Source organism: Microbacterium commune, assembly GCF_014836945.1.
Lineage (GTDB): Bacteria > Actinomycetota > Actinomycetes > Actinomycetales > Microbacteriaceae > Microbacterium > Microbacterium commune.
Window position 1 is genome coordinate 318,706 of record NZ_JACSPX010000003.1, and the last position, 13,066, is coordinate 331,771.

Sequence of the window (13,066 nt, forward strand, 5' to 3'; positions counted from 1 at the left end):
AATCGTGGAAGCCGCCGACGCCCTCCTCGAGATCGCCGCGCTGCTCGAACGCGAGCGCGCGTCGCGCTACCGTGCGAAGGCGTTCCGGCAGGCGGCAGCCGTGGTGGCGGCCCTTCCGGCTGACGTGCTGAGCGACCCCGCGCGTCTCAAGGCGCAGAAGGGCATCGGCGATTCGACGTTCGCCGTGATCCGGCAGGCGCAGCAGGGGCGGGTGCCGGACTATCTCGTCGAGCTCCGCGGCGAGGTCGAGCCCGAGCGGCGCTCCGCGCTTCGCGCGCGCCTGAAGGGCGACCTGCACAGTCACACCGACTGGTCAGACGGGACGACCCCGATCGAGACCATGGCGGCTGCGGCACGAGCGCTCGGTCACGAGTACCTGGCTGTCACCGACCACTCGCCCCGGCTGAAAGTGGCGCGCGGACTGTCGCAGGAGCGGCTGCGCGAGCAGATCCCGCTGGTGCGTGCGCAGTCGGGTGACGGACTCACGATGCTCGCCGGCATCGAGGTGGACATCCTCGAGGACGGCGCGCTCGATCAGACCCCGGAGATGCTCGACGAGCTCGACATCGTCGTCGCCTCGGTGCACTCGAAGCTGCGGATGGATGCGGAGCCGATGACCAGGCGGATGCTCGCGGCCGTCGCGGATCCCCGGGTCAACGTGCTCGGCCACTGCACGGGCCGCCTCGTCGAGGGATCCAGGGGCACGCGCCCGTCGTCGCAGTTCGATGCCAGAGCGGTGTTCGCGGCGTGCGCCGAGAACGGCGTCGCGGTCGAGATCAACTCACGACCGGAGCGTCAGGACCCTCCCGACGACCTGATCGCCGTCGCCCTCGAGGAGGGATGCCTGTTCTCCATCGACTCGGACGCGCACGCCCCTGGTCAGCTCTCGCTGCTCGACCATGGAGCCGAGCGCGCGGAGGCGGCCGGGGTGCCGGTGGAGCGGATCGTCACGTCGTGGGGGCTCGAGCGCCTGCGCGCCTGGGCGCGCGGCTGAGTCAGCCGGCATTCCCCGCGGATGCCAGAGCGCCCAGCGCGCGCGTCATCGATGAGCCCAGGTTCCATCGCTCGGCGAAGGCCTCGGCGGCATCCCGCGCCGCATCGTCGAGCTCAGCCAGGACGACGCCGGGAGCGGAGATGTCGAGGTCGGTCGCGACCTTCACCACGGTGGGGGCCACATCGAGGTAATCCGACGCCTCGGCGAACCGCCGTGCCGCGGTCGCCGTGAGCTGCCCCTCCTCGGCGGCGGCGCGGATGCCCGCGAGGTCGCCGTGGGAGAGCAGCAGGGTCGCCGCGGTCTTCTCGCCGACGCCCTTCACTCCGGGCAGACCATCCGACGCGTCGCCGCGCAGGGTGGCGAAGTCCGCGTACTGAGAGGGGAGCACGCCGTACTTCGCGACGACGGTCTCGTCGGTGACGATCTCGAGGTTGCTCATGCCGCGTGCGGTGTAGATGACGCGCACGTCCCGGCCGTCGTCGACGAGCTGGAACAGGTCGCGGTCGCCCGTGACGATGTCGACCGGGAGCGATGCCCGTGTGGCCAGCGTGCCGATGACATCGTCCGCCTCGTGCTCGGCCGCGCCGATGATCGGGACGCCGAGGACGCCGAGCGCCTCCCGGATCAGTGGGATCTGCTGCTGCAGGGCATCCGGAACCTCCTCGACGTCGGGCGCGTCGGCGATCTGCTCGACCACGCGATGCGCCTTGTAGCTGGGGATGAGATCGACGCGCCACTGCGGACGCCAGTCGTCGTCCCAGCAGGCGACGAGCTGCGACGGGCGGTAGAGCGTCACCAGCTTGGCGATGATGTCGAGCAGTCCGCGGGCGGCGTTCACCGACGATCCGTCGGGCGCCTTCGCCCTGTCCGGCACGCCGAAGAAGGCCCGGAAATAGAGGCTGGCGGTGTCGAGCAGCATCAGTCGTTCGGTCACCGCCCCAGCATAGGAGCAGAGGGGGAGCGTCCCGGCGGCGGATCTGATAATCTGAAGCGTCACTCGTGGCAGGCCTGTGCCTGCCCTCGTGGCATCGCAATCGACATCCACCTGCTTCGAACATCCATCCCGGCGTGCGCGTCGGGCCTCGAAGCCCGATCTTCCATTCACAAGGACAACCCACTACATGACTAGCGCAACGACCGCCCCGGCCACCAAGCAGGTCGCGATCAACGACATCGGCTCTGCTGAGGACTTCCTGGCCGCGGTCGAGAAGACCCTGAAGTTCTTCAACGACGGCGACATCATCGAGGGCACGATCGTCAAGATCGACCGCGATGAGGTTCTGCTCGACGTGGGCTACAAGACCGAGGGCGTCATCCCCTCCCGCGAGCTCTCCATCAAGCACGACGTCGACCCCAACGAGGTCGTCGCCGTCGGCGACCAGGTCGAGGCCCTCGTTCTCCAGAAGGAGGACAAGGAAGGCCGTCTGATCCTCTCCAAGAAGCGCGCACAGTACGAGCGCGCCTGGGGCGACGTCGAGAAGATCAAGGAGAACGACGGGGTCGTCACCGGCACCGTCATCGAGGTCGTCAAGGGTGGCCTCATCGTCGACATCGGCCTGCGTGGCTTCCTGCCCGCGTCGCTCATCGAGCTGCGCCGTGTCCGCGACCTCACCCCGTACCTCGGCCAGGAGCTCGAGGCGAAGATCCTCGAGCTCGACAAGAACCGCAACAACGTGGTTCTCAGCCGCCGCGCCCTGCTCGAGCAGACGCAGTCCGAGTCGCGCACCACGTTCCTGAACAACCTGCACAAGGGTCAGGTCCGCAAGGGCGTCGTCTCGTCGATCGTCAACTTCGGTGCGTTCGTCGACCTGGGTGGCGTGGACGGTCTCGTGCACGTCTCCGAGCTGTCGTGGAAGCACATCGAGCACGCCTCCGAGGTCGTCGAGGTCGGACAGGAGGTCACCGTCGAGATCCTCGAGGTCGACCTTGACCGCGAGCGCGTCTCGCTGTCGCTGAAGGCGACCCAGGAGGACCCGTGGCAGGTCTTCGCCCGCACCCACGCGATCGGCCAGATCGCACCGGGCAAGGTCACCAAGCTCGTTCCGTTCGGTGCGTTCGTGCGCGTCGCGGACGGCATCGAGGGCCTCGTGCACATCTCCGAGCTCTCCAGCAAGCACGTCGAGCTGGCTGAGCAGGTCGTGTCGGTCGGCGAAGAGGTCTTCGTCAAGGTCATCGACATCGACCTCGAGCGTCGCCGCATCTCGCTGTCGCTGAAGCAGGCCAACGAGTCGGTCGACCCCAACGGCACCGAGTTCGACCCGGCCCTGTACGGCATGCTCGCCGAGTACGACGAGAACGGCGAGTACAAGTACCCGGAGGGCTTCGACGCCGAGACCGGCGCCTGGAAGGAAGGCTTCGACGCTCAGCGCGAGGCATGGGAGCAGGAGTACGCCGCTGCGCAGGCTCGCTGGGAGGCGCACAAGGCTCAGGTCGTCAAGGCCGCCGAGGCCGAGGCTGCCGCGGGCGACGACTTCGGCGCTCAGACGTTCTCGACCGACTCCACCGGTGCCGGCACGCTGGCCGACGACGAGGCTCTCGCGGCTCTGCGCGAGAAGCTCTCGGGCGGCAACAGCTGATCACGGATCACGTCAGGAACGGGTCGTCACCTTCGGGTGGCGGCCCGTTCCGCGTATCCGGACCAGCGGACGTCGCGTGCCAGGATGGACGGATGCCACTCATCGCGCTCACCGGGGGCATCGCCTCGGGCAAGTCGACCATCGCCGCGCGCCTCGCGGAGCACGGTGCGACGGTGATCGATGCCGACGCGATCGTACGTGAGGTGCAGCAGCCTGGCGGCGCCGTGCTCGAGGCGATCGCCGACGCCTTCGGTGCGGAGATGATCGCCGCGGACGGATCACTCGATCGCGCAGCGCTCGGGGCGCGGGTCTTCGGCGACGAGGCCGCGCTGCAGCGATTGAATGCGATCGTGCATCCGGCCGTGCGCGCGGAGTCGCAGCGTCGCTTCGACGCCGCCTTCGCCGCCGACCCCGCCGTCGTCGTCGTGTACGACGTGCCGCTGCTCGTCGAGGCGCGCGTCGACGACCCGTGGGATCTCATCGTGGTGGCGGATGCCCCGGCCGAGGTGCGCGTGCAGCGGATGACGCGACTGCGCGGCATGTCAGAGGACGATGCGCGCCGCCGGATCGGCGCGCAGGTCTCGGATGAGGAGCGTCGGGCGATCGCCGACGTCGTCATCGACACGTCGGGAAGCGTCGAGCACACGCTCGAGCAGGTCGACGCGCTGTGGCGTTCGCTGACCGCGTCACCGTGATCGACTGCTGAGCCCCCCGCTCGCGCCCGGTGTCGGAGGGTGCTCGTAGGCTGGTGGGATGCAACCCACGCGCAGCGTCCGCCCCTTCGAGGTCGTCAGCGAGTACATGCCCGCCGGCGATCAGCCGCAGGCCATCGCCGAGCTCGCGGCGCGCATCAACGCCGGCGAGACCGACGTGGTGCTGCTCGGTGCCACCGGTACGGGAAAGTCGGCGACGACCGCCTGGCTCATCGAGCAGGTACAGCGGCCGACCCTGGTCATGGCGCACAACAAGACGCTCGCCGCGCAGCTGGCGAACGAGTTCCGCGAGCTCATGCCGAACAACGCGATCGAGTACTTCGTCTCGTACTACGACTACTACCAGCCCGAGGCCTACGTCCCGCAGACCGACACCTTCATCGAGAAGGACTCCTCGGTCAACGCCGAGGTCGAGCGGCTGCGTCATTCGACGACGAACTCGCTGCTCAGTCGACGTGACGTCGTCGTGGTCTCGACCGTGTCGTGCATCTACGGCCTCGGCGCCCCGGAGGAGTACCTGCGCGCCATGGTCGCGCTGCAGGTGGGGGAGCGGTACGACCGCGACGCGCTCATCCGCCAGTTCATCGCGATGCAGTACAACCGCAACGACGTCGACTTCTCGCGAGGCAACTTCCGGGTGCGGGGCGACACGATCGAGATCATCCCGGTGTACGAGGAGCACGCCATCCGGATCGAGCTGTTCGGTGACGAGATCGAAGCGCTGTACTCGCTGCATCCGCTCACCGGCGAGGTCATCGCCAAGCTCGACTCCGTCCCGATCTTCCCGGCGTCGCACTACGTCGCGGGCACGGACGTCGTGCAGCGCGCGATCGGCACGATCGAGCACGAGCTCGAGGAGCGGCTGGCCGAGCTCGAGCGCCAGGGCAAGCTGCTCGAGGCGCAGCGGCTGCGCATGCGCACGACGTTCGACATCGAGATGCTGCAGCAGCTCGGCTTCTGCTCGGGCATCGAGAACTACTCACGGCACATGGACGGCCGCATGCCGGGCGAGCCGCCGCACACACTGCTGGACTTCTTCCCCGACGACTTCCTGCTCGTCATCGACGAGTCGCACGTGACGGTGCCGCAGATCGGTGCGATGTACGAGGGCGACGCGTCGCGCAAGCGCACGCTCGTCGAGCACGGATTCCGCCTGCCCAGCGCGATGGACAACCGTCCGCTGCGCTGGGACGAGTTCAAGAACCGCATCGGGCAGACCGTGTACCTGTCGGCGACGCCTGGCAAGTACGAGATGGGCATCGCCGACGGCGTCGTCGAGCAGATCATCCGTCCCACCGGTCTCATCGACCCGCAGATCATCGTGAAGCCGTCCAAGGGCCAGATCGACGACCTGCTCGAGGAGATCCGTCTCCGCGTCGAGCGCGACGAGCGCGTGCTGGTGACGACGCTCACGAAGAAGATGGCCGAAGAGCTCACCGACTTCCTCGGCGAGCACGGTGTGCGCGTGCGCTACCTGCACTCCGACGTCGACACGCTCCGCCGCGTCGAACTGCTCAGCGAGCTGCGCGCCGGTGTGTACGACGTGCTGGTGGGAATCAACCTGCTGCGAGAGGGACTCGACCTGCCGGAGGTGTCGCTGGTCGCGATCCTCGACGCCGACAAGGAGGGCTTCCTGCGATCGGGAACGTCGCTCATCCAGACGATCGGACGTGCGGCTCGAAACGTCTCGGGTGAGGTGCACATGTACGCCGACAACATGACCGACTCGATGGCGAAGGCCATCGACGAGACCGAGCGCCGTCGTGAGAAGCAGATCGCGTACAACAAGGCGAACGGCGTCGACCCGCAGCCGCTGCGCAAGCGCATCGCCGACATCACCGAGGTGCTCGCCCGAGAGGCTGCCGACACGGCCGACATGCGATCGGCGCGCAGCAAGAGCGGCAAGGGGAAGTCGCCGACGCCGAACCTGCGGCGCACGGGCATCGCGGCGGAGGGCGCGGCGCAGCTCGAGGACACGATCGCGGATCTGTCGGATCAGATGCTTGCCGCTGCCGGCGAGCTCAAATTCGAGCTGGCCGCGCGCCTGCGCGACGAGGTGCAGGACCTGAAGAAGGAGCTGCGGGCGATGGAGCGGGCCGGACACGCCTGATCCTTCGCGCGGGGCGCATGGCTCGACGGAGGGTCCGGGCCGGGGCGAGAGCCTGGCCGCGTCAGGGGCAGCGCGTCACGGGCAGTGCATCAGCGGCTTCGGGCCGGTGCGGTCGATGCTGTGCTGGTTCATGGGCGCACCGCACAGCGGGCACGCGCGCTCGGCGCGCTCCGCCGCGCTCGGTGGCAGCGTCGGCTCGTACGGCCCGACCGACGCGGGTCCGGCGATGCGGATCAGATTCGAGTTGAACCAGGCGTACAGACCGCCCGCCTCTCGGATGCGGGTGCGCAGCGGAACACGGGCGGGGTTCTCGGACATACCTTTAGTGTACGTAATATCTGTGCACATAGAATCAGACGCATGATGACTGACGACGAGCTGCTGCGACTCGAGAACCAGCTCTGCTTCGCCATGGTCACCGCCGCTCGGAACGTCGTCGCCGTCTATCGGCCGATCCTCGAGCCGCTGGGTCTGACGCACCCCCAGTACCTCGTGATGCTCGCGCTGTGGGAGCATTCGCCGCGCTCGCTCACCGACCTGTCCGCCGAACTCGCTCTCGAGCCCGCCAGCGCCTCGCCGCTGGTGAAGCGGCTCGAGAAGGACGGTCTGGTGCAGCGCGCGCGGAGCACGGCCGACGAGCGCCGTCTCGACATCACCCTCACCGACACCGGTCGCGCGCTTCGAGACAGGGCGGTCGATGTGCCGCGTGCCGTCATGGCGGCCGTCGGCACCGGAATCGACGAGGTCGCCTCGCTCCGGGACGCGCTGAAGCCGTTCGCCGGACGGGCCCCGCGTTCGCCCTCGGCTGACGCGGAGCCCGGTGTCGGTGGCCGCTCCTACACTTGAACGGTGCCCATCGTTCCTGTCGCCTCCTCCGCAAAACTCAGTGTCCGCGGTGCCCGCGTCCACAATCTGAAGAACGTCGACATCGACATCCCCCGTGACTCGCTGGTCGTCTTCACCGGGCTCTCCGGGTCGGGCAAGTCCAGCCTCGCGTTCGACACGATCTTCGCCGAGGGGCAGCGACGCTACGTCGAATCGCTCAGCGCCTATGCGCGCCAGTTCCTAGGCCAGGTGGACCGCCCCGATGTCGACTTCATCGAGGGGCTGAGCCCCGCGGTCTCGATCGATCAGAAGTCGACCAACCGCAACCCGCGATCCACGGTGGGCACCATCACCGAGATCCACGACTACATGCGCCTGCTGTGGGCGCGCATCGGCATCCCGCACTGTCCGGAATGCGGCGAGCGGATCCAGCGCCAGACGGTGCAGCAGATCGCCGACCAGCTCGTCGAGCTGCCCGAGCGCACGCGCTACCAGATCGTCGCACCGGTGGTGACGCAGAAGAAGGGCGAGTTCGTCGACCTCTTCAAGGAGCTCGGCGCGAAGGGCTATTCGCGTGCGATCGTCGACGGCGAGCTGATCCAGCTGGCCGAGCCGCCGACGCTGAAGAAGAGCTACAAGCACGACATCGCCGTCGTGGTCGACCGGCTCGTGGCGTCGGACGACATCCTCGGGCGGGTCACCGACTCGGTCGAGACCGCGCTGGGACTGGCCGGCGGGATCATGCAGGTCAACTTCGTCGACGAAGAGGGTGACGCCGCGTGGCAGTCCTTCTCCGAGAAGCTCGCCTGCCCGAACGGTCACCCGATCGCGCTCACCGAGATCGAGCCCCGCACGTTCTCGTTCAACGCACCGTTCGGTGCGTGCCCCGCGTGCGCGGGTCTGGGGACGCGGATGTCGGTCGACGTCGACCTCATGCTCGGCGACGAGGACCTGTCGATCCGCGAAGGCGTCATCCTGCCCTGGACGACCCAGGGCAAGGGCCTGTTCCAGTACTACGAGCGCCTGCTCGAAGGATTGGCGCGCGATCTCGACTTCTCCCTCGACACACCATGGAACAAGCTGCATTCCGACGTGCGCGAGGCTGTGCTGCGCGGCGACAACTACAAGGTCAGCGTCAAATGGAAGAACCGCTACGGGCGCGAGATGCGCTACACGTCGGGCTTCGAGGGTGTCGTGCCGTACATCGAACGGCAGTACCTGCAGGCCGAGTCCGACACGCAGCGTGGTCGCTGGGGCGAGTACCTGCGCGAGGTGCCGTGCCCGGTGTGCGACGGCGCCCGTCTCAAGCCGGAGGTCCTGGCGGTCAAGGTGCACGGTCATTCGATCGCCGAGGTGTCGAATCTCAGCCTGGCCGACGCCAGCACCTTCATGCACGAGCTCGAGCTCACCGATCGCGAGGCGAAGATCGCCGCCCAGGTGCTGCGTGAGATCCGCCTGCGCCTGGAGTTCCTGCTGCAGGTCGGCCTGTCGTACCTCAACCTCGGTCGCTCGGCGGGCTCCCTCTCCGGAGGAGAAGCGCAGCGCATCCGGCTCGCGACCCAGATCGGCTCCGGTCTCACCGGTGTGCTCTACGTGCTGGACGAGCCCTCGATCGGCCTGCACCAGCGCGACAACCGCCGGCTCATCGAGACACTGGTCCGGCTGCGTGACCTCGGCAACACCCTGATCGTCGTCGAGCACGACGAAGAGACCATCGAGGCTGCCGACTGGGTCGTCGACATCGGGCCCGGCGCCGGCGTCGGCGGGGGTGAGGTCGTGCACTCCGGCCCCTACTCCGCGCTGCTGGCCGAGACCGGGTCGATGACCGGCGACTACCTCGCCGGTCGCCGCGAGATCGCCGTGCCCGACACGCGTCGCAAGATCGACCGGAAGCGGATGCTGAGCGTCGTCGGCGCCAAGGCGAACAACCTCAAGAACGTGACCGCCGACTTCCCGCTGGGGGTGCTCACCGCCGTCACCGGTGTGAGCGGCTCGGGCAAGTCCTCGCTGGTCAACGACATCCTGTACCAGGTGCTCGCCGGCCGGCTCAACGGCGCGCGCACGGTGCCGGGCAAGCACACCAGGGTCACCGGCCTGGACAACCTCGACAAGGTCGTGCACGTCGATCAGGCGCCGATCGGGCGCACGCCCCGATCGAACCCGGCGACCTACACGGGTGTCTTCGACCGCATCCGCACGCTCTTCAGCGAGACACCCGAGGCGAAGGTCCGCGGCTACCAGCCCGGGCGGTTCAGCTTCAACGTCAAGGGCGGGCGCTGCGACGCCTGCTCGGGCGACGGCACGATCAAGATCGAGATGAACTTCCTGCCGGACGTGTACGTCGACTGCGAGGTCTGCCACGGCAAGCGGTACAACCGCGACACCCTCACGGTGCACTACAAGGGCAAGAACATCGCCGAGGTGCTCGAGATGCCGATCGCCGAGGCGGCGGAGTTCTTCGAGCCGATCCAGGCGATCCACCGGTACATGAAGACGCTCGTCGACGTCGGCCTCGGCTACGTGCGGCTGGGCCAGGCGGCGACGACGCTCTCGGGTGGCGAGGCGCAGCGCGTCAAGCTCGCCACCGAGCTGCAGCGCCGCAGCAACGGGCGGAGCATCTACGTGCTCGACGAGCCGACCACCGGTCTGCACTTCGAGGACGTGCGCAAACTCCTCGAGGTGCTGAACGGACTCGTCGACAAGGGCAACACCGTCATCGTCATCGAGCACAACCTCGACGTCATCAAGTCGGCCGACTGGGTGATCGATCTCGGCCCCGAGGGCGGATCTGGTGGTGGGCAGATCCTCGCCGCCGGCACGCCCGAGCAGATCGCCGGGGTGGCGGAGAGTCACACGGGTGCGTTCCTCGCCGAGGTCCTCGGGCAGGAGCGCGGCTCGCGCAAGGCCGGCTGATGGCGGACGTCCTCCCGTACAAGCCGCGCGCGGGGGAGATCCCCACCGACCCCGGCGTCTATCGCTTCCGCGACGCCGACGGCAGGGTGCTGTACGTCGGTAAGGCGAAGAACCTGCGCCAGCGCCTGTCGAACTACTTCGCGCCGCTGCGCACCCTGCACGAGCGCACCCGGCGAATGGTCACGACCGCGGCATCCGTCGAGTGGACCGTCGTCGCGACCGACGTCGACTCGCTGCAGCTCGAGTACATGTGGATCAAGGAGTTCGATCCGCCGTTCAACGTGCGCTACCGGGACGACAAGTCCTACCCGTTCATGGCGATCACCCTCGCAGACGAGGCTCCGCGTGTCATGGTGACGCGCAACCGGCGCATCCCCGGTGCGCGGTACTTCGGACCGTACCCCAAGGTCTGGGCGGTGCACGAGACAATCGACCTGATGGTGCGGGCCTTCCCGATCCGCACGTGCAGCGACTCCAGCTACCGGCGCGCCATGCAGACCGGACGACCGTGCTTCCCCGGCCAGATCGGGAAGTGCGGCGGACCCTGCTCGATGAAGGTCACCATCGACGAGCATCGCGCAATGGTCGACGATTTCGTGGCCTTCATGGCGGGCGGTGACGAGCGCTTCACGCGCGATCTCACGAAGCGCATGCAGGCGGCGTCCGCCGCGATGGACTATGAGGCGGCGGCGCGGTTCCGCGACAAGCTCACCGCGATCGACGCCGTGCTGGGCAAGAGCGCCCTCGTGCTGCCGTCCGACGAGGACGCCGACCTGTTCGGCGTCGCCGAGGACGAGCTGTCGGCGGCCGTGCACCACTTCGTCATCCGCGGCGGTCGAGTGCGCGGTGTGCGCTCGCTCGCCGTCGACAAGGAGCTCGACATCAGCCGCGGGGAGCTGGTCGACCAGATCCTGCAGCGCGTCTACGGCGACTCGTCCGACATCCCCCGCCGTGTGCTGGTGCCCACCCTGCCCGACGACGCCGCCGAGCTGGAGGAGTGGCTGCGCCAGCGCCGTGGGCGTCGCGTCGAGATCGCCGTCGCCCAGCGCGGGCAGCGCGCCGATCTCATGCGCACCGCCACGCTCAACGCCCAGCAGACACTGCTGCGCCACAAGACGCGGCGGACCAGCGACTACGTCGCGCGCACGCAGGCGCTCACCGACCTGCAGGAGGCGCTCGGCATGGACGAGGCCCCGCTGCGCATCGAGTGCTTCGACATCTCGCACCTCGGCGGCACGAACGTCGTCGCCTCGATGGTCGTCTTCGAAGACGGACTGCCGCGCAAAGATCAGTACCGCTCGTTCAACATCGCCGAGACGACGGACGACACCGACTCGATGTACCAGGTGCTCATGCGCCGGCTCGCGCGGGTGGATTCCGGGCCGGAGCGGGCCGACGAGGATGAGGGCGAGGGCGAGGGCGAGGGCGAGGGGAAGCGGCGACCGCGCTTCGCCTACCGCCCGCAGCTGCTGGTCGTGGACGGAGGCCAGCCCCAGGTGCAGGCGGCCGCGAGGGCGCTGCGCGACAGCGGGCGCACCGAGATCGCGCTGTGCGGCATCGCCAAGCGGCTCGAGGAGATCTGGATTCCCGACGACGACTTCCCGGTCATCCTCCCGCGCACCAGCGAGGCGCTGTACCTGGTGCAGCGCCTGCGCGACGAGGCGCATCGCTTCGCGATCACCCACCAGCGCAAGCGCCGCCGTCGCGACATCCAGACGGTGCTCCGCGAGATCCCCGGCCTCGGCGACGCCCGCATCAAGGCGCTGCTCACCCACTTCGGATCGGTCACGGCACTGCGCGCATCGAGTCCCGAGCAGATCGGCGAGGTGGCGGGCATCGGACCGGTCCTCGCATCGACCATCCACGCGCATCTCGCTGGCGGACAGGCACCCGCGACTCGGTAGGCTGGTAGCAGCGAAGGGAGCAACGCATGGCGGCCGCAGAAGAGGGCGAGTTCCTCATCGTCACCGGGATGTCGGGAGCAGGTCGCACCACCGCGGCGAACGCACTCGAGGACCTCGGCTGGTACGTGGTCGACAATCTGCCTCCGCAGATCCTGCGGCCCCTTCTCGAGCTCACCGACATGGGAGCCGGGAACCTTCCGAAGATCGCCGCGGTCGTGGATGTCCGCGGACGCGGCCTGTTCGACGAGCTGCCGGACGTGTACCGCGTCCTGCGCTCCCGCGGCGGGGTGAAGGTGCTCTACCTCGACGCGTCCGACGACGTGCTCGTGCGCCGTTTCGAGTCCGTGCGCCGCCCCCATCCGCTGCAGGGGGACGGCACCCTTCTCGACGGCATCCGCACCGAGCGATCGCGTCTGGCCACCATCCGCGAATCGGCAGACCTGCTCATCGACACGTCGTCGCTGAACATCCATCAGCTCGCGATGCAGGTCTCGGAGATGTTCTCGGAGGAGGGTGCGGCGCGTCATCGCCTCACCATCCTCAGCTTCGGGTTCAAGTACGGGCTCCCGACCGACGTCGACCTCGTCGCCGACATGCGCTTCCTGCCGAACCCGTTCTGGAATGAGGAGCTGCGCGACTTCACCGGACGCGATGCGCCGGTGCGCGACTACGTACTGGGTCTGCCGGGCTCGGAGCAGTTCCTCGACGCCTACGCCGCGGCGCTGCGTCCGGTGCTGGAGGGGTACCAGCGCGAGAACAAGAGCCACTCGACGGTCGCCATCGGCTGCACCGGCGGGAAGCACCGCTCGGTGGCCATGAGCGAGGAGCTGGCTCGGCGCCTCGCGGATGTGCCGGGTGTCGCCATCAACGTGCGCCATCGCGACCTCGGTCGGGAGTGACCCCCGACCCGAGGCAGCCCGCCCAGCGGGCATCCGACCACGGGCGTCGACCGCCGCCGGCACGCGATCGGGTCGGTGCGCGGGCCCCGGGCCTTGTAGGCTAGTCCCTTGCGTCGCGATCCGACGCCTGGA

The 13,066-nt window shown here is 68.5% G+C and carries 10 protein-coding genes; 8 read left to right on the forward strand and 2 right to left on the reverse strand.

The window, feature by feature from the left end:
- Positions 1-4 precede the first annotated feature (4 nt).
- The gene (locus H9633_RS11690; RefSeq protein WP_071643066.1) at positions 5-994 is read left to right on the forward strand and encodes a PHP domain-containing protein; all 990 of its coding nucleotides are present in this window, start codon (positions 5-7) and stop codon (positions 992-994) included.
- A gap of 1 nt (position 995) precedes the next feature.
- On the opposite strand, the gene H9633_RS11695 is transcribed toward H9633_RS11690, so the two are convergent.
- Positions 996-1,928, reverse strand: a complete 933-nt coding sequence (locus H9633_RS11695) for a 5'-3' exonuclease (RefSeq protein ID WP_191713280.1) — start codon at positions 1,926-1,928, stop codon at positions 996-998.
- A gap of 187 nt (positions 1,929-2,115) precedes the next feature.
- On the opposite strand from H9633_RS11695, the gene rpsA reads away from it, so the two are divergent.
- The 3 genes from rpsA to uvrB all read left to right on the forward strand — a co-directional run bounded on the left by rpsA (position 2,116) and on the right by uvrB (position 6,393).
- Positions 2,116-3,570 (forward strand): 30S ribosomal protein S1, encoded by a 1,455-nt coding sequence (rpsA, locus tag H9633_RS11700; protein ID WP_071643070.1) that lies wholly within the window; start codon positions 2,116-2,118, stop codon positions 3,568-3,570.
- A 92-nt stretch (positions 3,571-3,662) separates the two neighbouring features.
- A complete protein-coding gene (coaE, locus tag H9633_RS11705) occupies positions 3,663-4,265 on the forward strand; it encodes a dephospho-CoA kinase (protein WP_071643072.1) in 603 nt (200 codons plus the stop codon).
- A gap of 58 nt (positions 4,266-4,323) precedes the next feature.
- Entirely contained in the window at positions 4,324-6,393 is a 2,070-nt protein-coding gene (uvrB, locus tag H9633_RS11710) for an excinuclease ABC subunit UvrB (protein WP_191713281.1), read from the forward strand.
- A 75-nt stretch (positions 6,394-6,468) separates the two neighbouring features.
- Here uvrB and H9633_RS11715 read toward each other — a convergent pair whose 3' ends face one another.
- Positions 6,469-6,711, reverse strand: a complete 243-nt coding sequence (locus H9633_RS11715) for a hypothetical protein (protein ID WP_071643076.1) — start codon at positions 6,709-6,711, stop codon at positions 6,469-6,471.
- 42 nt (positions 6,712-6,753) lie between these two features.
- Between H9633_RS11715 and H9633_RS11720 the strand changes: the two genes are divergently transcribed.
- Genes H9633_RS11720 through rapZ form a run of 4 tightly spaced genes read left to right on the forward strand, consistent with a single transcriptional unit; the run spans position 6,754 to position 12,934 of the window.
- Positions 6,754-7,239 (forward strand): MarR family winged helix-turn-helix transcriptional regulator, encoded by a 486-nt coding sequence (locus tag H9633_RS11720; protein ID WP_191713282.1) that lies wholly within the window; start codon positions 6,754-6,756, stop codon positions 7,237-7,239.
- Between the two features lie 3 nt (positions 7,240-7,242).
- The gene (gene uvrA, locus H9633_RS11725) at positions 7,243-10,131 is read left to right on the forward strand and encodes an excinuclease ABC subunit UvrA (protein WP_071643080.1); all 2,889 of its coding nucleotides are present in this window, start codon (positions 7,243-7,245) and stop codon (positions 10,129-10,131) included.
- Entirely contained in the window at positions 10,131-12,035 is a 1,905-nt protein-coding gene (gene uvrC, locus H9633_RS11730; RefSeq protein ID WP_191713283.1) for an excinuclease ABC subunit UvrC, read from the forward strand. Before uvrA ends, uvrC begins: the two co-directional genes overlap by 1 nt.
- A 26-nt stretch (positions 12,036-12,061) precedes the next feature.
- The gene (gene rapZ / locus H9633_RS11735; protein WP_071643084.1) at positions 12,062-12,934 is read left to right on the forward strand and encodes an RNase adapter RapZ; all 873 of its coding nucleotides are present in this window, start codon (positions 12,062-12,064) and stop codon (positions 12,932-12,934) included.
- Positions 12,935-13,066 lie beyond the last annotated feature (132 nt).